At 36.8% G+C, this 25,315-nt stretch carries 21 protein-coding genes and 5 pseudogenes; 14 read left to right on the top strand and 12 right to left on the bottom strand.

Annotated elements, in window-relative coordinates; translation table 11 throughout:
• The first annotated feature begins 2 nt into the window (after positions 1 to 2).
• The 6 genes from C0966_RS04945 (at position 3) to C0966_RS04920 (ending at position 5,319) form a co-directional block, all read left to right on the top strand.
• Positions 3 to 176, top strand: coding sequence for a hypothetical protein (locus C0966_RS04945; RefSeq protein ID WP_274854082.1), 174 nt, complete (start codon positions 3 to 5; stop codon positions 174 to 176).
• Positions 177 to 258: 82 nt separating this feature from the next.
• Positions 259 to 1,767: an IS21 family transposase gene (gene istA, locus C0966_RS04940; RefSeq protein ID WP_274854081.1), complete on the top strand. Its 1,509-nt coding sequence runs from the start codon at positions 259 to 261 to the stop codon at positions 1,765 to 1,767.
• Positions 1,764 to 2,486 (top strand): IS21-like element helper ATPase IstB, encoded by a 723-nt coding sequence (gene istB, locus C0966_RS04935; RefSeq protein ID WP_274854080.1) that lies wholly within the window; start codon positions 1,764 to 1,766, stop codon positions 2,484 to 2,486. The genes istA (C0966_RS04940) and istB (C0966_RS04935) overlap by 4 nt, the downstream gene beginning before the upstream one ends.
• Positions 2,487 to 2,588: 102 nt before the next feature.
• A complete protein-coding gene (locus C0966_RS04930) occupies positions 2,589 to 3,080 on the top strand; it encodes a tetratricopeptide repeat protein (protein WP_274854079.1) in 492 nt (163 codons plus the stop codon).
• 110 nt (positions 3,081 to 3,190) lie between these two features.
• Complete coding sequence (locus C0966_RS04925) at positions 3,191 to 3,517, top strand: hypothetical protein (RefSeq protein WP_274854078.1); 327 nt, start codon at positions 3,191 to 3,193, stop codon at positions 3,515 to 3,517.
• Between the two features lie 110 nt (positions 3,518 to 3,627).
• A complete protein-coding gene (locus C0966_RS04920) occupies positions 3,628 to 5,319 on the top strand; it encodes a glycosyltransferase (RefSeq protein WP_274854077.1) in 1,692 nt (563 codons plus the stop codon).
• Between the two features lie 119 nt (positions 5,320 to 5,438).
• On the opposite strand, the gene C0966_RS04915 is transcribed toward C0966_RS04920, so the two are convergent.
• The 3 genes and pseudogenes from C0966_RS04915 to C0966_RS04905 all read right to left on the bottom strand — a co-directional run bounded on the left by C0966_RS04915 (position 5,439) and on the right by C0966_RS04905 (position 8,021).
• On the bottom strand, positions 5,439 to 6,362 hold the full coding sequence (locus C0966_RS04915) for a GDP-mannose 4,6-dehydratase (RefSeq protein WP_274854076.1): 924 nt from the start codon (positions 6,360 to 6,362) through the stop codon (positions 5,439 to 5,441).
• Positions 6,359 to 7,323: pseudogene (gmd, locus tag C0966_RS04910) on the bottom strand (GDP-mannose 4,6-dehydratase). The gene C0966_RS04915 and the pseudogene gmd overlap by 4 nt, the downstream one beginning before the upstream one ends.
• Before the next feature lie 59 nt (positions 7,324 to 7,382).
• Entirely contained in the window at positions 7,383 to 8,021 is a 639-nt protein-coding gene (locus C0966_RS04905; RefSeq protein WP_274854075.1) for a glycosyltransferase, read from the bottom strand.
• A gap of 174 nt (positions 8,022 to 8,195) precedes the next feature.
• Here C0966_RS04905 and istA (C0966_RS04900) point away from each other — a divergent pair.
• The 5 genes and pseudogenes from istA (C0966_RS04900) to istB (C0966_RS04880) form a co-directional block, all read left to right on the top strand.
• Positions 8,196 to 9,089 (top strand): annotated as a pseudogene (gene istA / locus C0966_RS04900) (IS21 family transposase); the annotation flags it as partial.
• A 213-nt stretch (positions 9,090 to 9,302) separates the two neighbouring features.
• Positions 9,303 to 10,586, top strand: coding sequence for an IS21 family transposase (gene istA, locus C0966_RS04895; RefSeq protein WP_274855714.1), 1,284 nt, complete (start codon positions 9,303 to 9,305; stop codon positions 10,584 to 10,586).
• Positions 10,586 to 11,344, top strand: coding sequence for an IS21-like element helper ATPase IstB (istB, locus tag C0966_RS04890; protein WP_274854074.1), 759 nt, complete (start codon positions 10,586 to 10,588; stop codon positions 11,342 to 11,344). Before istA (C0966_RS04895) ends, istB (C0966_RS04890) begins: the two co-directional genes overlap by 1 nt.
• A 136-nt stretch (positions 11,345 to 11,480) precedes the next feature.
• On the top strand, positions 11,481 to 11,939 hold the full coding sequence (locus tag C0966_RS04885; protein WP_274854073.1) for a hypothetical protein: 459 nt from the start codon (positions 11,481 to 11,483) through the stop codon (positions 11,937 to 11,939).
• Positions 11,936 to 12,682: an IS21-like element helper ATPase IstB gene (gene istB, locus C0966_RS04880; RefSeq protein ID WP_274854072.1), complete on the top strand. Its 747-nt coding sequence runs from the start codon at positions 11,936 to 11,938 to the stop codon at positions 12,680 to 12,682. Before C0966_RS04885 ends, istB (C0966_RS04880) begins: the two co-directional genes overlap by 4 nt.
• On the opposite strand, the gene C0966_RS04875 is transcribed toward istB (C0966_RS04880), so the two are convergent.
• A complete protein-coding gene (locus C0966_RS04875; protein ID WP_274854071.1) occupies positions 12,632 to 12,988 on the bottom strand; it encodes a hypothetical protein in 357 nt (118 codons plus the stop codon). The genes istB (C0966_RS04880) and C0966_RS04875 overlap by 51 nt on opposite strands.
• Before the next feature lie 286 nt (positions 12,989 to 13,274).
• Here C0966_RS04875 and C0966_RS18640 point away from each other — a divergent pair.
• Positions 13,275 to 13,526, top strand: a pseudogene (locus C0966_RS18640) (sugar phosphate nucleotidyltransferase); the annotation flags it as partial.
• Positions 13,527 to 13,652: 126 nt separating this feature from the next.
• Here the strand turns inward: C0966_RS18640 and C0966_RS04865 are convergent.
• The 3 genes and pseudogenes from C0966_RS04865 to C0966_RS04855 form a co-directional block, all read right to left on the bottom strand.
• Positions 13,653 to 14,129: pseudogene (locus C0966_RS04865) on the bottom strand (sugar phosphate nucleotidyltransferase); the annotation flags it as partial.
• A 349-nt stretch (positions 14,130 to 14,478) separates the two neighbouring features.
• Positions 14,479 to 17,907, bottom strand: a complete 3,429-nt coding sequence (locus C0966_RS04860) for a hypothetical protein (RefSeq protein ID WP_274854070.1) — start codon at positions 17,905 to 17,907, stop codon at positions 14,479 to 14,481.
• Positions 17,908 to 18,165: 258 nt separating this feature from the next.
• Positions 18,166 to 18,399: a hypothetical protein gene (locus C0966_RS04855; protein ID WP_274854069.1), complete on the bottom strand. Its 234-nt coding sequence runs from the start codon at positions 18,397 to 18,399 to the stop codon at positions 18,166 to 18,168.
• Positions 18,400 to 18,648: 249 nt separating this feature from the next.
• Here C0966_RS04855 and C0966_RS04850 point away from each other — a divergent pair, with 249 nt between their 5' ends.
• Positions 18,649 to 18,834 carry a hypothetical protein gene (locus C0966_RS04850; RefSeq protein ID WP_274854068.1) on the top strand — a complete coding sequence of 62 codons (186 nt, stop codon included), beginning with the start codon at positions 18,649 to 18,651 and terminating at the stop codon, positions 18,832 to 18,834.
• Positions 18,835 to 18,875: 41 nt separating this feature from the next.
• Here C0966_RS04850 and C0966_RS04845 read toward each other — a convergent pair whose 3' ends face one another.
• The 5 genes from C0966_RS04845 to C0966_RS04825 form a co-directional block, all read right to left on the bottom strand.
• Complete coding sequence (locus tag C0966_RS04845) at positions 18,876 to 19,658, bottom strand: C40 family peptidase (RefSeq protein ID WP_274854067.1); 783 nt, start codon at positions 19,656 to 19,658, stop codon at positions 18,876 to 18,878.
• Positions 19,659 to 20,231: 573 nt separating this feature from the next.
• A complete protein-coding gene (locus C0966_RS04840; protein WP_274854066.1) occupies positions 20,232 to 20,729 on the bottom strand; it encodes a hypothetical protein in 498 nt (165 codons plus the stop codon).
• 216 nt (positions 20,730 to 20,945) lie between these two features.
• Positions 20,946 to 21,302 carry a hypothetical protein gene (locus C0966_RS04835; protein WP_274854065.1) on the bottom strand — a complete coding sequence of 119 codons (357 nt, stop codon included), beginning with the start codon at positions 21,300 to 21,302 and terminating at the stop codon, positions 20,946 to 20,948.
• 980 nt (positions 21,303 to 22,282) lie between these two features.
• Positions 22,283 to 23,476: an ISL3 family transposase gene (locus C0966_RS04830; RefSeq protein ID WP_274854064.1), complete on the bottom strand. Its 1,194-nt coding sequence runs from the start codon at positions 23,474 to 23,476 to the stop codon at positions 22,283 to 22,285.
• 205 nt (positions 23,477 to 23,681) lie between these two features.
• A complete protein-coding gene (locus C0966_RS04825; RefSeq protein WP_274854063.1) occupies positions 23,682 to 23,984 on the bottom strand; it encodes a hypothetical protein in 303 nt (100 codons plus the stop codon).
• 207 nt (positions 23,985 to 24,191) lie between these two features.
• Here C0966_RS04825 and C0966_RS04820 point away from each other — a divergent pair.
• Positions 24,192 to 25,309 (top strand): annotated as a pseudogene (locus C0966_RS04820) (RNA-guided endonuclease InsQ/TnpB family protein).
• Positions 25,310 to 25,315: the final 6 nt, after the last annotated feature.

Here is a 25,315-nt window from a genome sequence, read left to right as displayed (position 1 = left end):
ATTTGACGCTTACGTTTGAACGAAATATCAGCATGTTAGAAAAAGAGCTTGAACAAAAAGATTACAGTCCATGGATCGAATACCATATTGCAAGTGAATATTATCGTGTAAAGCAATATAGCTGTTTATTGCAAAATAGAAATGGCGCAAATTGCAAAATAAAAATCCTGCAGTAAGAAAAAAAAATCATTGCCAGCACCCCTCTTCTCTACTAACCTTCTAATTGGCGTGAAATGTCAGTTAGAGGAGGAAGAAAGGATGCTTTCAATGATTCAACAACATCATATCAAGTATTTGCATCAATATAAAGGGCTCTCTTTACGAGCCATAGCCAGAGAGACTAATCATGATTTTAAAACTGTTAAGAAATATGCCTATAAAGAGGATGATAATTCCCTTCCTTCGGAACGGAAAAAAATTAAAGGATCAAAATTAGATCCTTATAAACCTCTTATCGATCAGTGGCTTCAAGAGGACATGAAAGCTCCAAAGAAACAACGCCATACTGGAGCCCGTGTTTTTCATCGCCTAAAAGCCATGTTTGGGGATGACTTTAATGTTTCATACCGGACCGTTCAATATTATGTATCCACAAAAAAGAAAGAGCTTTATGACGCTAATGAAGGATACTTGCCACTTGAACATTCTCCTGGAACAGCGCAAGTAGACTTTGGGAGCTATACTTATCAAGACGAGTCAGCAGGAGTTGAAAAAGAAGGTTACTATTTAAATTTATCATTTCCTTACAGTAATGCTGGCTTTATGCAAGCGATGCCAGCCCAAAATCAAGAATGTCTTCTTCAGGGGTTAAAACAGATATTTGAATATATTGGGGGCGTTCCAAAAAAGATTTGGTTTGATAATTTATCGGCAGCTGTCATTAGTATTTACAAAAATGGGGAACGCAAGCTAGTACCGCAGTTCGAGAAATTTGCCCTCCATTATAACTTTCAGCCTATTTTCTGTAATCCTAACAGCGGCCACGAAAAGGGGCATGTCGAAAATAAAGTGGGCTATCATCGACGTAATTTCCTGGTTCCCATCCCAATCATTAAAGATATGAACGCCTTTAATCAATCCTTACTTATTCGCTGTGAGGAGGATATGAAACGACCACATTACCGAAAAGAAAAGCAAATCGCAACATTGTTTGAGGAAGACAAGAAACCCATTTGGGAATTACCTAAAACATCATTTGATGTTCACAGGTTGATAAAAGCAAGAGCAGATAAATATGGCAAGGTTCGCTTTGAAAAAAACCGGTATTCTACCTCACCTTCCCTCGCATCCCAGGAAGTGTGGTTAAAAATTACATACGAAACAATTATCGTATTAGATGATGAATACCATATGGTGGTCGAACACCAAAGGTTGTACGGAGAGAACTTAGAATCCATGAAATGGATACCTTATTTGGATTTGATGGCCAGAAGACCTAAATCTTTTGAACAGATGCCGTTTTTTCGCGAATTGCCGGACCCATGGCAAGATTATTTATCATATACAAGCAAAAAGAAAGAAGCCTTACGGCTCCTGTCCCAAATCATTAAGGAAGAAGGAGATATTGAAACTGCAACACAGGCATTGGTCGAGAGTATAAAACTGGGGCAAACAGATACAGACAGCATTTTGACCACCTGGTATCGAATAACTGGGAAATTAGAGGATTTACCAGAAATTCAGATTCCGGAACATTTAAAACAAGAAGAGGTTTTTGAAGCAAATTGGACCAGTTATGATCAACTTTTAGGCGGTGGTGTCAAATGAGAAGCCAAATAGAAGCATACTGTAAAGAACTGAAACTCGGAAACCGAATAGCAGAACATTATTCGAGCATACAAGCAGAAACTCATGAAGAGTTTCTGGCAGAGCTCCTTGCATTGGAGGTAAAGCATCGAAAAATCACTAGAAAAAACCGGTTATTAAAACAGGCCAACTTTGATACCTTTAAGACATTTGAAGGATATGAATTCGGAGGAATAGAACTGCCTGCAAAGCTTTCGGTAGACGAATTAAGAACGGCAGCATTCATTGATAGAAAAGAAAATCTAATAATGTATGGAGGTGTTGGAACGGGCAAAACTCATCTGGCGACGGCTCTTGGAGTGGAAGCGTGTAATCAAGGAAAAGTCGTAAAGTTTTATCGAACTGCAGCATTGGTGAATGAATTAATCGAATCAAAACAGGCAGGTACCTTGCATAAAACAATCAGTCAGCTAGAAAAGGCGGATCTCTTAATTTGTGATGAATGGGGCTATATTCCAGTTAGCCGGGAAGGAGCGCAGCTTCTTTTCCAGGTGGTTGCCTCGTGTTATGAGAGGAGAAGTATTATCATTACAACAAATCTTGAATTTAGCAAATGGAACAGTATTTTTCATGATGAGAGAATGACAACTGCAATAATTGACAGACTCGTACATCACAGTTATTTACTTACATTTACCGGACCAAGTTATCGATTAAAAAATTCCTATATGAACCTATAAAATGAAGAGCAAGGTGCTGGAAAAAAATCTTGCAAAACGCTGGATTTTTAAATTGCAAAACACAAATATAGCAAGGCCTTCGATTATGTTAATCGTGCCATAATGGGTTTTCTGAAGCAGTTAAAAACACCGCCTTCCCTGCTGTATCGATTAAAGTATTCGATATTAATCAGCTCTGGCAGCATTGACGGAGCATGGCCCGGTATCGACAGAGCGGTTTCCCTCTATCCGGATTATGTAGATTTGCATTTTTACAAAGGCTTGATTTTATATGTCAAGGATTCGTTCAAAGAAGCTTTGGAGGTGTTTGAACACTGCCTTGAATTGGGAGAAGAGAATTTACAGCATCTAACCTTAAAAGGAGTAGGCAGCTTTCAAGTGATGTACTATAAAGGGTGCTGCCTCGAAAAGCTGGGGCAAATTGAGGAAGCTGCGAAAGCCTATGCACAAGCTGCAAGCCTGTCACAAACATTCGTTTCCCCTGTAGATGCTCTCCGTAAGTTGACGGCAGAACATCCCGACATCTTTGGAGACTTACCGGAAGATTGTGATAATGAAACATTAATTACTAGTGTATTATCTATTAATTCATAACAAAATCTTAAGAAAAAGTATAATAAGTGCTTCAGATTGAAAAATAGGTAAGTCATTATGAAGCCCGGCCTAATATATTACAACTGAAACTAATAAAAGAGGTGAAAATGATGTCCCAAGCTAATATTCCTAATATTACCCCTCTCATTTCGGTTACGACTGAGCAGACTATTCCGTTGCTTTTAGCTTCTATTGCCCTTGAGGAACTGGCTTTAGCTCATATCATCAATGCTGAAGCAGAGAAGCTTCAATTCGTTCTAGGAACATTACCAACAACAGGAACCACCTTTACTCCAGCAGATGTTTCGTTATCCGATCTCCTCACTCTTGATGCGAATGTTCAAAGAACTCTTCGTGACGTTATCAAAAAAGAAATGCTGCTTCAATTCAAGTTTGAAAACATTCTTGATTTGATCGCGATCACTCCGCTGCCTTAAGAAATATTATTTTAATATTTTTTATATGAGGGGGGGACTAATAGTCTCCCCTTATACTTTCCTTCTTGTACGAATAGAAAAAAGTAAATCTCAACCAGAGGTGAGAGTGGTTGAAATATAAAGGAGATTTTTATATTCGCTTGCTTTTCGGTAAGCAGCTTTATCACGCAAATCGATGCGAAGATGCAATCAAACTCTTTCTTGACATTCTTTCAGAATATCCGGATTCCTTGGAAACTCGCTATAATACAGCGCTTGTTTATATGAAGATGAACGATTATACAAACGCAATCCATCATCTTCTTTTTATTACGAATGTAATGGACGCTGAGTCTGAAAGCCTTCAAGCGGATGTTTGGAGTTTTCTCGGAATTTGTTATTTTCAAAATCAAAATTTTCAAGCGGGCTTTGATGCATTTAAAAAAGCAGCAGCAATCAATCCTTCATTACGTTCTCATGAAATATTCTATCTTAAGAAGTGTATAAAAGGCTCAACGAAATCATTGCCGGAATTATTTCATGAGTTAGGTAACTGTTATTTGGACATGGGCAATGACTTCCATGCTGAAAAAGCGTATAGAAAGGCCCTTGAATTCGGAAGTGATCATACGGCTGCAGCAGAAGCCCTCAAACAAATAGATGAACGCATCGATCGTACGAAGAAACGGATACAAAGTACGAATTACGAGATTTTGTGGCAAAGTCCGTTATTCAATTCATCAGGTTATGCCGAAGAACAAAAACATTTCTTGGACGGAATCCGGCCATATCCTTTGCAGGTGAAAATACACCCCATGGATCGTGTGCCGCCGCCTGACTTGTATCCTTCTGACATGAAAACGTATTTGTCAGCGTTGCAGAAACAACAAATCCAATCACCTTTGATTCATTATCAAGCGGCGCCCGCGAGTTTCTTTTCGTTTCCGATTGCGCCGATTTCGATCGCGAGAACGATGTTTGAAACAGATTCTTTGCCTGCGTCATGGGTAGACATTTTGAATGAAATGACTGAAGTTTGGGTTCCATCTGAATTTAATCGAGAAACGTTTGCTTCGGCAGGTGTCAATCTTGAACGAATAAAAATCATCCCTTCACCATTAGATGAGAACAAATATGATCCGCACAATGTGCCCCCATACCCGTTAAAAGAATCAGCCTCTTTTAAATTTTTGTCCGTATTTGATTGGAGTATTCGAAAAGGATGGGAAATCCTGCTTCGGGCATATTTTGAGGAATTTAATGAAGATGAAGATGTGGCCCTCATATTGAAGGTGTCAAAAATTAATGAACCGAATACAAATCCATATTTGAAAATAAAAGATTTAACGAAAAAGCTTGGCTTAACAAAATTACCGCATGTTCATATCATACAAGAAACTTTGTCCCAAGAGGAAATGATTGGATTATATGCGGCAGTTGATTGTTTTGTATTGCCTTCACGGGGCGAAGGGTGGGGCCGCCCGTATATGGAAGCTATGGCCATGGAGCTGCCGACCATCGGTACAAAATGGAGCGGCCAACAAGCATATATGAACGAAGACAACAGCTATTTCATTCATATAGAGGGGTTAATTCCCGTTGATCCAAACAATATGCCGGCTCATTTTCACGGCCATCAATGGGCTGAGCCAAGTGTGGATCATCTCAAAAACTTGATGAGGCATGTGTACAATCATCCAGAAGAAGCAAAGCAAAAGGGTAAAAAAGCAAGGAAAGATTTATTCCCCCGATTTTCCAAACATACGATCGGACAACAAATCTATCAGAGGATGGATGAATTAGTAAAGTATTACTATAAATAATAAAAATTAATTTTTTATAAAAATCAGAGTGGAGAAATTCTTCTCCACTATAGTTTTTTTCTATTCTAAGATGAAAAACAGTCAGGACAAAATGGAGTCTTTTTTACAGAACCTTCTTTTCACAGTTTATTTAACCGATCAATGTAAATGTCTCTTAATGTATCCTTAAGATTTCGTTTCGGTTTCCATCCCGTTAACTTGAACAATTTCTCAGGATCTCCTACCAATCTCTGGATTTCTGCAGCTCTCATTCTATTCGGATCAACGATCGGTTCAATTTTTTTGTTTGAAAAAGATAAAAGAATCTCTAATAGATTTTGAATCGCAACTCCTTGGCCGGTACACTCATTATAAACTTCCCCCGCTTTGCCATAACGCCCGATTTCGTAATATGCTTCAACGATATCCCTTACATCTGTAAAATCCCTTACAGTTTGTAAATTCCCTATATTAATTTTATTTTCTTCAACGATCCCTTTATTGATCAAGGCTATTTGATGCGCAAAGTCGGTTGATACGAATCCCAACCTCTGTCCGGGGCCGATATGATTAAATGGTCTGGCATGTGTTACGTTCAATCCATACGATTTATAATACAATTTCACAAGCATACTTATTGCACATTTGCTTAATCCATATGGACTTATAGGATTCAATGGAGCTTCTTCTCGAACTTTGCCTGCTCCTTCAGGAACGATTCCATACTCTTCTGAAGATCCTACCGTCATTACCTTGATGTGGTCATCTGCTTTTCTCACTGCTTCTAATAGATGAACGGTTCCGATCACATTTGCCTGAATGAAATCCGCTTTATGTTCCCATGAGTCTTTTACATTGCTTAATCCGGCCAGATGAAAAATATGTGTAGGTTTTATTTTTTTAATCAATTGAAAGATTTCGATCTCGGACAATAAATTTAATCGATAAATATGGTTCTCGCTCCTGCTTTTCCTTGACGTACCATATACCTCGGCTTTATCCTTCAAAAAGTATTCAAGATGTTTTCCGACAAATCCGGTTATCCCTGTAATGAGTGCCTTCATTTGATTCCTCTATACTTTTTCAGATCATGTTCAACCATCATTTTTATTAAGTTTTCAAAAGAAACTTCCGGCTCCCAGCCTAATTTTTCTTTTGCCTTTTTCGGATCGCCTAAAAGCAAATCCACTTCTGCCGGTCTCATAAATTTCGGATCTTGAATGACATAATCTTCCCAATTCAATCCGACATAATTAAAGGCAAGTTCAACAAAATGGCGAACCGTATGGGTCTCACCTGTTGCTACGACATAATCATCCGGCTCTTTCTGCTGAAGCATTAGCCACATCGCTTTGACATAGTCCCCTGCAAAGCCCCAATCCCTTTTTGCATCAAGATTGCCTAGCCGAAGTTCTTTTTGGAGACCGCATTTAATTTTTGCAACAGCATCCGTTATTTTACGTGTGACAAATTGGATACCTCTTCGCGGTGATTCATGGTTGAACAATATTCCCGAACATGCAAATAAATCGAAGCTCTCACGATAATTAACTGTAATCCAATGCGCGAATACTTTCGCAACTCCATAAGGGCTTCGCGGATAAAACGGTGTCTTTTCATTTTGAGGGATTTCAACAACCTTTCCAAACATTTCTGAGCTTGAAGCCTGGTAAAATCGAGCATCCGGTTTTACTTGCCTTATGGCTTCCAACATATTCAATGCACCAAGGCCCGTGACTTCTCCTGTAAAAACAGGCTGCGACCATGAATCGGCTACAAATGATTGTGCACCGAGGTTATAAACTTCATCCGGAAAAGAAAGTTTGACGGCTTGTATCAATGAAGCAAGTCGGACAAGTCACCCGAAATAAATTCAATTTCATTTAATAGATGGTTAATATTTTCATAATTTTGGGTGGACGTTCTCCTTCTTAATCCATAAACTTTATAGCCTTTTGCAAGAAGGAGTTCCGCCAAATATGAGCCATCTTGACCGGTGATACCTGTTATAAGTGCTTTTTTCATGATGCCCTCCCAGTCTTTTTCGATCTAAAAATCTCTTTAAGCAAGAGCAACTCTTCCTATTAATCAAATAATCTTGCCTTTATTTGTTCAGCAATCATTTGTGCAGAGAATTTATTGGCTATATCAAATTTTGCCTGCAAAGCTATTTCCTCTCTTTTTTGATGGTTTTCAAACGCTTCCCGCATAGTATTCATAACATTTTGTTTCGATACTTTTGCCCATTTATGTCCAAAATAGTGAACCGGCCTCGCCCGCTGCAATTCGGAGTTCACCCATTCCAATTCCGGTTCGGGTTCGATAAGAAAAGCGTTCTTGTCGTTCATAAATTCCGTACCCCCTCCCCAATTAACGGAAATGACCGGTTTTCCCATCGCCATCATCTCCATCTGCGGCATTCCCCATCCGTAGGCCCTTTCAGTAGAAACATAACAGGTGCAGCTAGAATATAAAGACAAAAGATCTTTTCGAGACGTTTTTTCAAGGATGAAATGGATATGGGGATTATTTTCTTTGTCCGGTATATAGGAAGATACCAATTTAGAAATACTTTCTTGACTAATCCCGCCCGGAATGTAAATTTTTACAATGAGGCTGACATCTTCGGCATTTGAAAATTCTTCACAATAACTTGGAATAAGCAAATCGAGTCCCTTGCGGAAATCAAATGCCAAAGTGTACAAAAACTTAAATGATTTCACTTCTGAAGGAAATGGATAAGAATCAAATGGCTGAATATGTAACCGATAAAATATAATTGACAGTTTCCGATAAATAAAATTTTACACATTTCATGTTCAAACTATTAAATTAGTTTTCTATCGCTGTTAGTATTTTTATTGTCGAGATATTAACGGTGATGGAGGATTTGAAAGGTGGACAAGTTTGAAGTGTATGTGGAGATACGACAATTATTGGAATTGGGATTCAGTAAGGCTAAAGTGGCTAAGAAGTTAGGAATCTCTAGGCCCACACTGTACCGGTATCTTAATCAAAACCCTAAGGAGATGGTTGAATGGATTGACTCTACTAATACAAGATCTAAAAAGTTAGATCCATATAAAAGCCATTGGCTTAAAGAGCATCCTGACATGTCAGCTGCCCAAGTGGAAGATTGGTTAAAGGAAAGATATTCAAGTTTGGAAGTTTCCGAAGGTACCGTTAGGTCCTATGTTCGTGAACTGAGGATTAATTACGGAATTCCAAAGGAAACACTCCCCAGATCCTATGAAGCTGTTCCAGAAGTAGAAATGGGAGAACAAGTACAAGTTGATTTTGGGGAGACTCATCAATATACGCGAGGGAAGAAAAAAGTAAAACTATATTTTATAGCGTTTGTACTTTCCCATTCACGATATAAATATATGGAATGGTTAGATCGACCTTTTACTACTCGTGATGTCATACGTTGTCACGAAAATGCATTTCAATGGTTTGGGGGCATCCCTCGTGAAATTGTTTATGACCAGGATTCATTAATACTTGTTAGTGAAAATGGTGGAGATCTCATATTAACAAAGGAGTTTGAATCCTATCGACAAGAAAGAAAATTAAAATTGAGAGTATGCCGTAAAGCTGATCCGGAAAGCAAAGGGAAAATTGAAAACGTTGTAGGATATATCAAACATAACTTTGCTAAACATCGGGAATTCACAAATATTGATGAATGGAATGAGGCTGGCTGGGAATGGCTGAACCGCACTGGTAATTATAAAATACACAATACAACGAAAAAAAGACCAGTCGAAGTATTTCAGAAAGAAAAGCAATACTTAAGACCAGTCCTCAACAAATTATCTAACTTAAATCCTTACTCTAGTATAACAAGGGCTGTTCGTAAAGACAACACTATACGATATCAATCAAATCGTTATTCAGTCCCTCTTGGAACTAGAAATGATAATTTAAATATGTACACAAATGCTGGAATAATAATGTACAAAATTGACTTTAGATTTCATACTAATCATGAGGTGGTTAGTATGTACATATCGATAAATGTGGAAACTGATTTTGAGATTAAGAGTCTTGAAGACTTACCAAAATTAAAACAACTAATGGAGCATTTGAAGATGAAAATTAATAAAAGTCAATTAGCTAGAGATCTAGGTGTAGATCGTAGAACCATTGATAAATATTTAAATGGATTTATTCCTAAACGTACACGAAAGAAGCCTTCCAAAATTGATGAATACTATGAAATCATTGCGGCACTACTTTCGGAAGATGCTAAGCAGAAGTTTTATTATCGTCGTGTGCTATGGCAGTATTTAAAGGATAATCATGGACTGGATTGTGCAGCATCGACGTTCCGAGCGTATATTGCGAAAACGCCCGAATTTAATGCTTACTTTGAAGAGGATAAACGAATTCCTTCTCCTAAAGGCACAGCACGTTTTGAAACGCCTATAGGAAAACAAGCACAATTGGATTGGAAAGAGAGTATTCCTTTTGAAACAAAGGATGGTCAGAACGTTGAAATCAATGTTGCAGTACTGATTCTATCTCATTCACGTTTCAGAACCTTCCTAATGAGTATTTCTAAGTCACAAAATGTCCTGTTTTCCTTCTTAACAGAAACATTCGAAGCTCTTGGAGGGGTGCCAGCTGAAATCATCACGGATAATATGAAAACCATTATGGATGAGGCAAGAACAGAACATTCCCCAGGAAGAGTAAATGACAAGTTTGCACAATTCGCTAAGGATTTTGGTTTTGAGGTGAAGCCATGCATTGCTGGACGTCCACGGACAAAAGGAAAAGTCGAAACCACAATGAAAATATTAGATGAAATTCATGCTTATCAAGGTCAGTTGACCTTGGAAGAATTACATCAATTTGTGCAAGACTTATCTCATCGGGTGAACCATGAGGTCCACCAAGGAACTGGAAAAATTCCTGCGATAGAATTCAAAAAAGAAAGGAATCACCTACTCCAGTTACCAGCTGAGAAAGTAAGAGATTCCTATCGGATCAAACATACGCTTGTAAAAGTCAATGCATCCAACATGATTTTCTACAAATCAAACCAATACTCGGTACCAGCACAGTACCAAGGAAAGAAAGTAGGCTTACAAGTGTATGATAATCAATTATGGATTTATTATAACACGGAACTGATTGCGCAACACCCTATAAGTAACAAGAAATTAAATTATCAGGAAGCACATTATCAAGAAGCCTTGGGCGTTTCCATGCCAAATTATCCGGATATTGATGATCTAGCAAAACGGAATTTAGCAGCGATTGGGGAAGTGTATAAATAATGAATCCAACAACAAACTATCAACAACTCATACAAAACTTAGATTATTTGAAGCTCAAGCAAATGTCCTTGCATTTAAATGAAGTCTTAGACTTCAGCGTTAACCATCAATTGTCACTGGTAGATACGCTAGTGAAACTGACGAATTACGAAATTGATGTACGTGAACAAAATATGATTCAATCGATGGTGAAGGTTGCGGCTTTTCCGCATTTGAAAGAAATAAAGGATTTTGATTTTAGTTTTCAACCGTCAATAAATCAAAAACAAATTTTAGATTTTTTAACGCTTCGATTTATCGAAGCAAATGAAAACATAGTTTTTCTAGGGCCAAGTGGCGTAGGAAAAACACATTTAGCCACTTCCATTGGGATTGAGGCAGCGAAGAAACGTACAAGCACTTATTTCATTAAGTGCCATGATTTAATTCAAAATCTGAAGAAAGCACGTTTAGAAAATCGGTTAGAGAGCAGATTAAAACACTATACAAAATATAAACTATTAATTATTGATGAGATCGGTTATTTACCGATTGATGCCGAGGACGCAAAGCTTTTCTTCCAACTCATCGATATGCGTTATGAGAAGCGTAGTACGATTCTTACAACGAATGTGAATTTTAAAGCATGGGATGAAATCTTTCAAGAACCCAAGCTGGCCAATGCGATTTTAGACCGCATTTTACATCACGCAACCGTTGTCTCTATCATTGGAGATTCTTATCGTTTAAAGGATCATTTGGCGAAAGAAAACGAGTGATTTTGTACATCCTTAAACAAGCAAAAGTGTACATATTTGTGTTGACATTTATATTGGAACATATAACAAACAAAAAGAAGTTTATATAACTGAATCTGATGGATACTTGTTTATTTATGAAAAAGCAGACGGTCCTTTGATCGCTAAACATAAAATATTCCCTGGCAAAGGACAATTAATCCAAGATCGTCAGCATACACGAGACCGAACAAAAGGTATTGATGCTTATATTGAAACGGTCTCACGTTATTTCACAAATTCTGAACTTGCCAAATCCTATTTACAAGAAATTCGAATAAAGAAACCTCGTTATATTCGGGATCAATTACAAATTATTTTGAAGCAAATCCGATTAATCGAGCAGTCCGTAGTGGATAAAGCTTTGGAGGAATGCATTAATAAAAAGCTTTATACAGGAACCGACTTTACCGATATGGCTCAGTACCTTCAACAACAAAAACAAATAAACAGCAGCAGTAAGGATAAGGAACAAGTGGTAATACCAGTTGTGGAACGTAAAAATCAAATCAACCAAATCAATACGCAAAAACGTGATGTGAATAAATACATATCTGTATTGGAGGGGCAAAAATGAACTCATTATCAAAATCACAAGAGCTTTTAAAAGCTCTTCGTTTGAAGGAAACGGCTCATTATTTGCCAACTTTAGTTAAAGAAGCCGAAACGAACGATTCCTCATATCTCACTTTTCTTAATTGCATTTTAGAATACGAGCAAAAAAGAAGGGAAGAAAAGCAGTTAGAAAAGCGACTAAAGTGGGCAAATTTTCCGTTTCAAAGAACAATAGATGAATTTAATTTAGAGGAGCAACAATCATTAAGCAGGAAGCAATTGAATCAACTTAAGGAATTAACATGGATTGAACAATTGTATAACATCATTTTCCTTGGACCGCCAGGTGTCGGAAAGACCCACTTGGCGGTGGGTTTAGGATTTGTAGCTATAAATCAAGGCTATAAAGTGATGTTTATTACAATGGGAGAGCTGATACATACATTGAAAACAGAAGAAATTTCACGTAAATCTCAAACAAAAATAAAAAGAATCCGAAGTGCAGATTTGATTATTATAGATGATCTTATGTTTATGGCCATGGACCAACATGAAGCTAACTTATTCTTCCACCTAATTAACGATTTATATAATAAGTCGTCTATTATACTAACATCTAATAAAGCGCCAAAGGAATGGGGGGAATTATTAGGTGATCCAGCGATTACCACTGCCATCTTAGATAGAATTCTTCATAAAGCTGAAATTATTCACCTAAATGCCGACCCATCCATCATACTCTTTAGGAACCGATTGGCCGATTGACCTCCAAATCACTCGTTTATGCTTAATCTTTTCCCAATTATCAATGACCAATGAAGGTGTATGAATAATAATAATGACATCCTTGTCTTCAATCATTTCAGGAGGAAGATTATTTTTTGGAAAGCGATCAACTAAATCCGCGAAACGCGGATCATAGGGCATTTCGGAGATTGGAGGGCGCAACGAACTGCCTAAATGCGGACGGCAATAGGCTCCATGCGAGAAACATTCATGTCCTAATTCAGTAAATATTTTCAACTCATCATATTCCAATACTTCATGTACCGATAAATATAAAATGCGCATAAACGAGCCTTCTTTCATATTAATATGAAAAATTTAGCTTATTTGGATTAGACATTTTAAACAATAAAAAAGAAGCATTATATTTTATGTTTCCCTTTCTAAAATTGTGAAATGTCTACTTCATTCATATACGGCATATTCTGTTATATAGTAACTAAAAAAGAAGTATATTGAATTGAAGACTTTTATGAGTGCATATGCAGTTTTTAATAAAATTTTTTTACCCAAAACAACCAGGTGCATCCTTTGCAGTGCTCCTGGTTGTTTTATATACATCTTAAATTCCGTTTTTGCTTTTAAACTGGGCTATATGATAAAGCAACTTGAAAAAAGAGGGCTGCCTACTCAGTTTGATGAGGTCATTAAGCACTACGAAACGTTTCCAAAAATTAGCTTTGACTATGAAATTGTTGAAAAGGCTGACCAGATTGCAGTTATTCCGTACAACGGTTATTGGAAAGACTTGGGGACTTGGAATACATTAACAGAAGAAATGGAAAACAATGTTATTGGAAGCGGTTCATTGAGTGAGGATTGCAGGAAATTAAAGCGCTAAAAGATCTTGAAATTATTGAAGTTCAAATGGGAAGTCAACTTATAGAAGAAGATATTGTTCGATTGTTTATGTCATGGGAAGAAATGAAGAAATCCGTTGAAACTGAGGGATATAACCATACTTGGTTGAAGGATAAGTCGGATTGACTCCAATTAATGCAATATCCGCATCAGATTGTCCAATAACTTTCTCTAAATCTTTGAGCTTATTAAAAAACTGATTTTCCACAAATGGATCGACAGGCATTACGGTGATAACTTCGTCTAGATGAACGCCAATGGTTGAATATAAATACGTTGAGGCTAATGCGATTGCCGGAAAAGTATCTCTTCGCTCTGGCTCAATGATAAGCGGTACTTCGGTTCCCAATTGACTTTGAATGATATCCGCTTGTGCTTTACTAGTCGAAATATATGCATCGTCTACTAATTGATTGACTTCTAATTGCCGCCAAATTCTCTGAACCATCGATTCAAAGTCATTGTCTGAATGTGGCAATATCTTTAGAAACTGTTTTGATCTGGATTCATTGGAAAGCGGCCATAATCGTTTCCCCGAACCCCCTGATAACAGAATAAGCTTCATGTCATGCACCTCGATGTGATATTTAAATATAACTCTCCATTCCTCGATTTAATATCATATGAAGGTATAAAGATTATGAAATGGGTATTACCCATTCAACCTGCTCTTTTTTTGGGGGTCTGCCCTCAATGCTGTACCGCGTTAAAGTGGAGGTGCGACAGGAGAAAAACTCAATATGCAGCATCACCCATTAAATAGAGGCTGAGAATGAAAAAAAAAACCTGTCCCTCCACATTTGAAGGGACAGGTTTTATCTCCGGGCGCATTTGCGTATTCTTAAATCGCATTTAGTAGAATTTACGGCTAATTTGAGTAAAGAATGAGTACTCACTTGTTTCCTTTAAAGGGGTTATTCCCACCGTTTTAACGTGCTGATTATTTTTTCTTTAATGCCAGTTAAAAAAGTTCTTTCGCCTTTTTCTTTTTTCTGTTTATGCCATTCATTATAGCTGGCAGCTGAGATAAGTATGGAACCGGCAATCAACAAGTATGCCCACCACGGCAGGTTTCCCCAGTATGGCCGGGTTTGCAATAGGACATTCAAAAGCAATACTCCCGATCCAACAAAGAAATACGATTTCACTTTTAAAAACATGCCGGCAAGAATAGAGACGAGTGATAACGAACCTAATATTAATGCGTCATATACCGTTGAACTTGCCAGGCCGTCTTGAACGAGCAGGATTGAGACGAGAATCAAGACTCCCCATTGAGCATAATTTGTGTATTTTTTGTATTTCTCCTGTAAGCATCTGCGAAGATAAATAACTACGGCTATCCATGGCAATACAATGACTTCACGCTCCCATAACTCCGGAACATTGAATTCGTCCACTGCCGAATAATATGGCTGCAATAAATAGGCACCTGCGAGAAAGGCAGGAATAAAAGACCAATCCTTGGGAACCCGGTTTCGCTGCAGCCAGAGAGCACCGGAAATTAAAAGCCCAGGTAATAATTTGACAAATGCGTGATCGGTTGAAAAGTAATAGGCTGAACAAAAATATAGGAAAGCAGTTAATGTATAACTGTCAAACCGAATAATTTTTTGCCCTTCTTTTTCTTCAAATAATTTTTTATAAAAATATGAACCTGAGAAAAGAAGAAGAAGCCCTATTCCAAGTAAAATAAGAACTTCGTACATGCTTTCTAAAGTCGTTAATGCCAAATACTGAACAGTTCCAAAATATACCAGCAATATCGGCAAAAAGGCAATTTGATCCCATTTCGATAAATGAAGAAATACTAAAACGAATGCTGCATAAAAAAGTGTAGCGATAAATAATTTCCATTCATATGGATAGACCGTGATGAAGGCAGTAATTCCAATTAATGAAAATGGAATTAGAAAATAAACCGATCTCTTTTTATATTCATTTTTTGCAATGATCCAAAACAATCCGATCAGGATGCTTGTTATGAAATATGCAACATGTCCGTCATTTCCATCATAATGATTGTCAACCCATATTGATATCGTGAAAAATAAAGAAGTAAAGGCCCCATATAAAAATACTTTCTTTTTCCACTCTTTGCCGGCAGCTGTTGCACTAACAGCATAAATCATAAGCGCAGCAATAAAGCTCCACATGGCCTCTTCCCTATATAAGATAAAGGAAATGATTAAGGCAATCGGCAAATAACTGTGGCCTGTGACTGCATACCCGGCGGCAAGCTCCGGTTCTTTTTTTCGAAGCGATACGGCAACTGCAAATAAGAAAATGGCACCTGCAGTAAGGAATAAAGAATACATCAGCGGTGTAAATGTTATTTTTAAATGAAGTGCATAAACAATTGAAAAATACCAGATTAAAGATAACGAGCTAACCAAATAGGTCAACAATTTATCTCCAATTTTCTTGAACAAGGCAAAATACATCACTATTCCCGCGAAAAGAATCAGCGGCCTTGCCCACAAATCATTGACATGCAATATTAAAGCGGAAATAATTGCGACCGTATACAGACCTTGTGAAACATAAAATGAATTTCGTACGAGATCTTGCTGTGAAAGCTTCTTCCAAATCATGCTGCTAACCAAAGCAATCATGCTTCCAAGGACGAAATTCGTTGAAACGCCCAGGTTATTTTGGTAATAATCCAAGTGCAATCGAAGTTCTTCACCAAATGCTGTAAAAGCAAATCCGATTGACAACGGCAAAACCCATGGTGAAGCTTCCAAAAAATCCTTCCGCTGTTCTATTTTTAATACAATATAAGCGATGAAGGATAATGCTAGAAGCATGATCCCTAACTCCAACCAGTAAAAAATACCGATGGATACCACAATCGCTAATGACATAACGGCAAGCCCTACATCCCTTGAGCTTTCCTTAATCACGTCAAGCGGAGGTATTTTTATGAATGTTCCAAAAATAATAAACAGAAGAAACCCTATGAAGAAAATAGGCAAAATAAACGTATCGAAGTGAAAAATGATATCAAGTATTAACACTGCTTCATAAAAAGCAGCTAAAAGGAAAAACGGGCTTAAATAGTTAAATAATTTGTTCTTATTAACGTTCGCCAAGTACAGAAAATTACCGGCAATGATGAGATAGGCTATCATTAATACAAATGAAGGTTTATTCATCCTTAAAAGAATACCTTCGAAACTGATAAATAGAAATGCAAGGCCCGAAACAACAGCACTTGTCATCTGGAACACTTTTTCCCATGGAAATTTGTCATCGAGAAATTTTGGAACAGCGAGAAATGCAATTCCGGCTAAAGCGTAAAAGATTGCATCGAAAGAAACAAGAATACTATGTTCAATAACCTGATATAACCCATATACAATCATTGCCGTAAAAACAAAATGAAACTCTTTTTTCCCTGTTACATAAACCATGGATAAATAAACGGTTGCCGTTAAAATAAGATTAAATCCATAAAAAAGCGGCTGATGAAAAAATAAAAGCATGAATAAGGTGGATAAGATAAGATTCACCTGTGAAAAAACAACAAATTCCTTCGTAAACAATGTAAAAAAATCTGATTTCTTCAATTTGTGGAATACAAATATTAAAAGAGCATTAAACAGCATGATACCTAAATAAAAAGCATCTACAGGAAGATTCAATGCCGCTAAAAAAAATCCTGTTCCAATCGTCGCTGTTATGAAAGTGAACCAGACAAAAAGGCGTGATTTCATTGTTTGCGCAAGCAGGAAATAAACAGGCAGCAGCGCGAATGCCCCAAGCGTTCCTAAAACGTGACGGCCTTCTCCATAAAACGATAAATAAGATCCGAGGAGTTCAAACCAACCTAAAGATAAAATGAAAATTGGTAAAAACAAACTTCCGAGTACAATGAAAGCAAAAGCGGTCTTTTGGATTTTCAAGAAACGATTGGAAACATAAGCAATTGCATAAAAAAGGGCAGAAACAAGAGCAATCAACCCGCTTTTCATCCAATTTTCCATCGTCTCCCAATTACTGGTTGCTACAAATAATCCCCCAATTAAGAGCAAGAGAACACCAAGGTTTAATGACCAGGTTATGTTTCTTTCCCGTATTTCTTCCGGTGAGAGCTTTCTTTTTACCGGCACAGGCTTTTCTTGAAAGATTTGATTTGTCTTTGGCAAATCTTCTTCTCGCTCCAAAACTTCCTTCTCGAGCTGTTGTTCCCGTAACAGCAAATCTGAATAATACTGTTGATGAGCTTTCGATACGGCGTCAAACTGGTCAATTGAAATATACTCCCCCTCTTTAAGCAAGGATAGTTCATGTTCAAAAATTCGTTTTCGATCTTCTCTCGAAAAATTATCCACACTCATCCCCCTATCACAATCAGGAAATTTTCGTTTTATTTAGAGTAATTTTACAACAAAAATCATAATTTCAGAACTTTTAAAATTACTATTCTATAGAGAGTGACCGTAGTGGGGAACAGTTATCATGTTGCTTTAACACTTTACAGTACTGAGGGTCAGGCCCGCGATGCTTTAAAGCGTTAAAATATGCTAAATTGCGTTATTTAAAAAAACACTCATTCTTGATGAGTATGTGCGATTCTTCCTTAAGGTAAGTAGTAATCAGACGTTTTTTAAGATGAGTTCCAGCCTGCGGTTACGCTCCGCTTTTTCCTTTTCATCTGCTAAGTCGTATTTTTTCAGCAAATGGAACACTTCGTTAAGAATATCTTGGGTTTGTTCTTTTTCGAAAAATGCTCCTAATAAATCATTAATTCCGCTCGGAAGAAATTCAGATTGCACTTCATATTTTTTTCTAACATCTTCATGGCTATGGTCAATATTGCACGTACCCATGTCATTCCTCCTCGTAAATTAGTAGTAAGATCTTTTGATGCCGGATCTCGGCAATTACACTATTTCAAAATTAAAAGCAAGCTTTTGACTGCTCTAAAAGCAAAGCTTTTAGTTAATTGAATTCAATCTAACATATTTTTCCTTATCAAACAACAAAAAATAATTGTAAGCCCTTACATTAATTTAGGCTTTTAACCAAACCACTACTCTTTTATGAACATAAACTGTTGTAAAAGGAGGGATCACAAAATGAATGGAATTGTTTGGATATATTTGGCCAGCATTTTAGCCGGTTACACATTATTAAATCTTCCTGCAACATCTTTTCTCTCAGGACTAACACCATTTTTTGATATCGTAGGCGTTGTTGCAATGATCGTATTCTCTTTTGCCCTTCTGTACACGGGAGTTAAAGAACTTATTTGTCGAAAATAGCTATAAAAAAGAAGGCTTCGTTAATCAAAGCCTTCTTTCTCTTAAAATGCTGTTTTCGCGCCAATATAACGCGGTTTCCAATATGATGAATTCATATCGCTTATGGTTACTCCTGTTGAAGAACCACAATGAATAAACTTATTGTTTCCGAGGTAGATTCCGGCATGAGAAGGTCCATTATTACTAGTTTGGAAGAATACGATATCTCCAACTCTTGGAGATGATACTTTTTTGGTTGCATCCCAAATAGACGCAACTGTTCTCGGAATTGAAATGCCAATTTTTTTATATACATAATATAAGTAACCGCTGCAGTCAAAGCCGGAAGGTGTGCTGCCTCCCCATGCATATGGAACACCGATATATTTTTTTGCTTCTGTAATCAGAGAGTTAACTTTTGAATCTGAAACTGAATCAACTGCACTTCCTTTTACCACCAGTTTTTGACCTGGATAGATGGTATCACGGCTTAAACTGTTTAATCTTTTTAGCACACTAACAGTCATCCCGAATTTTCTGGCAATTGTCCATAAGCTTTCCCCGGATTTTACCGTATAGGAAACCGTGCTGCTTTTTGATGCAGTTCCGATTGAATGGCTATGCGGAGCCAATAAAGTCAGCTTTTGACCTGGATAGATTGATGAACCGGAAAGATGGTTCCATTTTTGAAGATCATTCACTGTGACGTTATATTTTTTTGAAATTTTCCAAAGCGATTCACCGTTTTGGACAGAATGTATTTTTTCATGTGCGCTAGCAGTTCCGTTAAAAGATGCAAACAGGAAACCGGCAGCTGTTGCAACCGTCAACAGTTGTTTTCTCAAAGTAAAACACTCCTTATCTTTCTTTCCCTTCCTTATGTTAGTAAGAAAACCACTATCATGGAAGACACAAAACTTGGAGCGTTAGGAAAAAATAAGTCTATTTTTAAATAAATGGATTATTTGTTTTTATTTTACATGTAAGATTAATCCTAAAAATGAATAATTGTCCAATTACTTTATTGCAAAATATTAAAATTTAGGTTTAAGGAATTATGAACTATTAAATTTATATTACAGACAAGTTAAGATAAGCGATAAAATACCTATTTTCCTTTTTTGAGTGAGTAAAAATAACTATTTTTCATTAAAACTCTGCTTTTAATAAATAATGGTCTTGGAGAGCGACAAAGTCTCCCTTTCAAGAAGATCACGTCCTGAAAGAATCTTCACAACTTTTAGGTGATCGTACCATTGCTAAAATATGAAATAATCAATACATTCATGGAAAATTCGATTTTAGAAGGGTTGAGGAATTTCTTCAAAGAAAAAATGATAGGAAAATGGAGAGATGATGTATTGTTGAAAAAAAATGACCTCCTATTGAAGATTAGGCGGGCAACGGGGCTGAAATCTTTATTTATAAATTTTTTTCACTACTTTTTGATATTTAGGTACTGGTACTTTAAAAGGTTTTATACTTTCTTTTTGCCCATTCCATTGAGTTACAATTCTTCCACTGATTCCATAAAACTTATCATTATATAGAGTAACATGTACATGTTTATTTTTATCGGTATACTTTCTAATATTACTTGCAAATACAGCAGCCTCTGTAGCTTTATAAAAACCGATTGTAGCAATATAAGGACTAGCAGCTCGAATAAAAGTAGCTCCAAACCATGCAGCACCTTCTGCTATAGAAACTTCAGATTTTGCAGCATATTTTCTTGCATCAGCAACTCTTAAATAAAGATCATGATATTCAATATTAACTCTACCTCCAGAAGCGTAATAAGTAGATTTAACATATCCCCCTTTTGATGTTTTAGCTGAAACCTTCGATTCATCACTTAAAAATAAAGCTGATAAAATTAAAGAAAAAGACATAATAAATACCGATGATTTTTTCAATAAAATATTCCTCCTTTTTTGAAAATTACGTATATTCAGAGGCAATTATTTTTTTCTATTTTTTCCAAATATATATAAAATTGTACCTAAGCAAAATAACGCTATTGCTATATAAATTGACCCCATTTTTAAAACAATAAATAAAATTGAAAAAGCCATTATTAGTTGTCCTAACAAATGAATATATTTAATCATTGGATTTTCCATCACCTTTTTTTAGTTTAACTTTATTTCTTCGATATATCTATTGGAAGCATTATAAATTAACTTAATACCTTTTCCTTTAATTGTTATTTTTTGTTTTCCTTTTTTTTCACTTACTAAAGGAACATTTGTTTTACCATCATTAAAGTATAGATTTTGAGTTGTTTGACCACTTCCTTTTTCTAGATCCTTCTTTAACTCATACTCTACTTCATATTGATTTTTTTTGATTTCTTTAAGGGATGTAATTACAATAAACTCATTTATTTTAGGTGAATTATCTACATCTCGAGAACTACAACCCGTCAAATACAATGTAAGAACAGACAAACAAATTATAGCTATGATAGCTCGGCCTATTTGTTTCAAATGTATAACCTCCCTTTTACCTTTTAATTTTGACAATCTGAACATGTAAATATTAGTCTGATTCATTAGTACTGAATAATCATCAAAATCTCTAAAGCTAGAAACCAAATATTGTTCTTTTGAATTCTTAACAGGATGTCATTATTGCTCCATCTTGTAACGATTTGAGCATTTTCAAGTGTTTTTAAGGTTTCTATATAACGTTTTACTTAGAACCCTTGCTGTTGTCCGAAAGTCCTTGTGTGATTATAATTAAGATATTCGTGAATGTATTCATGTATGCAAGTATGGATTTTACTACTTGCATTATTTTATTCCATAGAGAGTCTTTAAGCTGAATGATTGCAGTTATGTATATAATCATAAAGCCATTTATAGGGGTTTTATATGGTCTCTTCCTATTTCTTCCCCTGTCCTCTAAGTTCTTCTTACGGCTTATATCACTTTTTGCTTTGGCATATTTTTCCCTCCTCCTTTTTACGAAAGTATACCAAACGGTGTAAGAAAAGTACACCAAATAGTGCGAAAAATTACACCATTCAAAAACTTCATAAACTTATTTCTATCCAAATATGAAAATATGTACGTTTGGTCATGCAGGAGACGGAATTTACATCCAATATGCTTAACAGATGCTATGGATAAAGAGGAGATTCAATGTGTGGAGCAGGTATTTGAAAAATATTCAGAAATCGATTGAACTAGGTGAAACAATTACCGAATAGCATGGTGTTGGCATAATGATATCACCTTATTTGCTAGGAAGATGGGAGATGAAGGGTTAATCTTAAAGTCTCTTCACCATATTCTGTGATGTCCACACAATTCCTGAAATAAGTTAGCTAGATTGGTACTCAATCTAGAGTAGCCCCTTCATCAGCTTAGTGACCACTTAGTTGGTAGAAAGGAAGCTGTCAAGTGCTTTCCTTGACGGCTTCCTTTCTACCAACTACACTGTGGAAAGCTGATGAAGGACAAGGTCAGGCAGCCTGATTTTTATAAGTTTTACCTGTACATTCTAAAAATACACGGAGTCTAAATCTGTCTAAATTCCTAAAACCAAATGCACGTCTTTTGATATTCTTGATTTTATTGTTTGTGCCTTCAATCCGGCCATTTGTAAAGGGTGTAAGAAAGTATTGCAAAATTTGTGCTTTCCAATTTTCTAAGGTCTTGGCTACTTGATGGAATGACGGAAATGGGCTGCTCCATGCAAGTTGGATCCATTCTTCCAAGAGTGAATCAGCTGTATCAAAGTCCGGTGCTTGGTAAACTTCTCTAAATAGCTCTTTTAGAAAATAGGCATATGACAACTCTAGGTGCTCTTCGAGCATTTCGTCTAATTGTTGTTTTTCATTAGCCGTTAGCTTTTCAGAACCTTTCAAGAGCTTAAACCGTTCTTTTTTCAGGCCAGGAATATTCTTCCTTACTTGATCAAGTGCTTGGGTAACTTTTTGCACTACATGATACTTATCAATGACGATACAGGCCTCTGGAAATACGGATTTAACAGCTTTATGAAAGGGATCCCACATATCCATGACAACGGTTTGAACACACTTATTAGCCAGGATCTCCTTGGAGAGTAAGGTTAGAGTAGAATCATAACTACGTTGATGTTCCATACCAAGAACACTGCCGGATTGGGCATCCATTAGAACGGTTTCATATCGGTGACCCTTTCGAACAGCGACTTCATCAAGGCTAAGGACTAGTTCATTGTTTTCTAAAGCACTATCAAGATGTTCTAAATGCTCCATTTCTTTTTCTTTAGCGATGGAATAAAAAATTCTTTCTACTGTCGTATAAGGAACTTTTTCCTTTCGACTTACTTCTTGAATAGTGGATCCATTGCACATTTGATACAGATATTCTCTGTATCGATTGGTCTGATGTTTTTTAGGGCTAATCGATTCAAATGTTTGGGAAAATACCTCATTACAGTTGTGACAACGGTATCTGTTCACTCTGACAAATAAGAAAAGGGGTTTGCCTAATATAGATAGATCACGAACTTTTCTTGTCCGCCAGTCGTGGACATTACTGGTAAAAAAGCCGCAAAAAGTACAACGTTCTTCCATCGTATTTTTCTCAACATGTAACAGATTGCAATCTTCAAGAAATACTTGTTTAACAACTTCAAATTCTGGCAAATCTAGTGATACAAAAAACACTTACAGAACCTCCTGTTATGTTAAGTAGGCGCTAACATTATTGCCAGGAATCTGTGAGTGTTTTCATTTTTATTGGTTAAATCACAAAATGTGGTGATGAATCATCTTAAATAAAAGAAAAAAATAGCATGTCCGATTAAAAGACAATGCTCTTTGCAAAAGTATTAAAATAATTTCTGAAGGCTCTTTCTATTATTCTATTATTCTATTTCCAATCTTCATACACAATGTTTCCGCCTGTTAAGTCTATTTTGTTGTTTTCACCTTTATAAAAAATTTTCCCATCTTCTTTCACAATTAAGTTCTCATATGTTAACACTTCTTTTCCGTTCGGAAGCTGGATGATCACTTTTCGTCCGTAATCTTTTTTCGGAGCTTCAACTTTAATTAGGCTTTGCGAAAAAAAGTAAAGAGCGGTGACGATCGCAACACTGAAAATGACAAACAGAGCCATTCCTTTCCAAAAAAATGATTTCGGATGTTGATGAAATTTTTCCGTCCTTGTCATCTTAATCCCCCATTTCTACTTTATTTCATCTAATCAGCAGGAGACCCAGTCCTCAATTGGGCTGGGAGGAATGTGCTTCGGATGCGGGGCGGTTTCTGCCGCCTCAAGCATCCGACATTCGCTTCTTTTCCCTTCTTTCTTTAAGTTAGTTTAATCCACTAGATACTATGATATGATTATCTTTTTAATGAAAGTGAGGTGATCATGATGCATTTGACAATTACAGCAAAAGTTAAGATCAACCCGATCCTTGAGCAAATCGGATTGTTGCAGGAAACTTTGAAAGCTTACCGTAACGGTTGTAATTTCGTATCTCAAATTATTTTTGAAACAAAAGAGCTTGTTTAGGCTAAGTTATATAAGATGACCTATAAAACGTTACGTTTTGACTTTTCTTTACGATCTCAAATGGCGCAGTCCGTAATGAAAACCGTGATCGCTCGTTACAAATCAGCGAAAACGAATGGCCATGATTGGGGTACAATACGATTTAAGAAACCTGAATATGACCTTGTTTGGAATCGCGACTATTCTCTAACTAAAGGACTGTTTTCGATCAACACGGTTAATGGCAGGGTGAAAATGCCATTTGAAACGAAAGGTATGGAACAATATGTTGATGGTTCTTGGACTTTTGGTACAGCGAAACTTGTCAAAAAGTACGGCAAGTTCTTTTTGCATATCCCAATGACGAAGGAATTTCCAGAAGTATCCGAACATACTGTCAGTCAAGTAGTTGGCGTCGATATGGGTATTAATTTTGTCGCGGTCAGTTATGACTCTGACGGAAAATCCTTGTTCTTCAACGGAAGACCCATCAAGGACAAGCGTTCCAAGTACAAGCACATGCGCAAGCAATTGCAACGATTGGGTACGGCTTCCGCTCGCCGGAAATTGAAGCGAATCGGACAAAAAGAAAACCGTTGGATGACGGACGTGAACCACTCCGTTAGTAAGGCACTTGCCCGCCGATATGGAGCAAATACCCTGTTTGTTGTAGAAGACTTGACAGGTGTTCGTCATACAACCGAACGTGAAGAGTCAAAGACCGCTATGAAACCGTTTCTTGGGCATTCTTTCAGCTGAGACAAATGATAGAATACAAAGCTTGTATCGTCGGGTCCAAGGTAATTGCAGTTGACCCATGCTTCACTTCTCAGACATGCCCGAAGTGCGGACATGCCGTGAAGGCGAACCGTAACAAGAAAAAGCATATATTCTGTTGCAAAACATGCGGATACACATCAAATGATGACCTTATAGGTGCTATGAATCTTCAGCGAAAAGGAATTGAGTACATTGCTGAAGTGACTGCACAAGCATGACTTGTG

The organism is Bacillus methanolicus, from assembly GCF_028888695.1.
Classification (GTDB): Bacteria; Bacillota; Bacilli; order Bacillales; family Cytobacillaceae; genus Bacillus_Z; species Bacillus_Z methanolicus_B.
This window is presented reverse-complemented; position numbering and strand designations above follow the sequence as displayed.

What these genes read in the sequence shown, in the direction of transcription:
- C0966_RS04860 (WP_274854070.1), bottom strand. Translation starts at nt 17,907, where the DNA reads ATGAGTGTGGATAATTTTTCGAGAGAAGATCGAAAACGAATTTTTGAA.
- C0966_RS04855 (WP_274854069.1), bottom strand. Translation starts at nt 18,399, where the DNA reads ATGGGTACGTGCAATATTGACCATAGCCATGAAGATGTTAGAAAAAAA.
- istB (WP_274854072.1), top strand. Translation starts at nt 11,936, where the DNA reads ATGAACTCATTATCAAAATCACAAGAGCTTTTAAAAGCTCTTCGTTTG.
- istB (WP_274854080.1), top strand. Translation starts at nt 1,764, where the DNA reads ATGAGAAGCCAAATAGAAGCATACTGTAAAGAACTGAAACTCGGAAAC.
- C0966_RS04825 (WP_274854063.1), bottom strand. Translation starts at nt 23,984, where the DNA reads ATGACAAGGACGGAAAAATTTCATCAACATCCGAAATCATTTTTTTGG.
- istA (WP_274855714.1), top strand. Translation starts at nt 9,303, where the DNA reads ATGTACATATCGATAAATGTGGAAACTGATTTTGAGATTAAGAGTCTT.
- istB (WP_274854074.1), top strand. Translation starts at nt 10,586, where the DNA reads ATGAATCCAACAACAAACTATCAACAACTCATACAAAACTTAGATTAT.
- C0966_RS04930 (WP_274854079.1), top strand. Translation starts at nt 2,589, where the DNA reads ATGGGTTTTCTGAAGCAGTTAAAAACACCGCCTTCCCTGCTGTATCGA.
- C0966_RS04850 (WP_274854068.1), top strand. Translation starts at nt 18,649, where the DNA reads ATGAATGGAATTGTTTGGATATATTTGGCCAGCATTTTAGCCGGTTAC.
- istA (WP_274854081.1), top strand. Translation starts at nt 259, where the DNA reads ATGCTTTCAATGATTCAACAACATCATATCAAGTATTTGCATCAATAT.
- C0966_RS04875 (WP_274854071.1), bottom strand. Translation starts at nt 12,988, where the DNA reads ATGCGCATTTTATATTTATCGGTACATGAAGTATTGGAATATGATGAG.
- C0966_RS04915 (WP_274854076.1), bottom strand. Translation starts at nt 6,362, where the DNA reads ATGAAGGCACTCATTACAGGGATAACCGGATTTGTCGGAAAACATCTT.
- C0966_RS04925 (WP_274854078.1), top strand. Translation starts at nt 3,191, where the DNA reads ATGTCCCAAGCTAATATTCCTAATATTACCCCTCTCATTTCGGTTACG.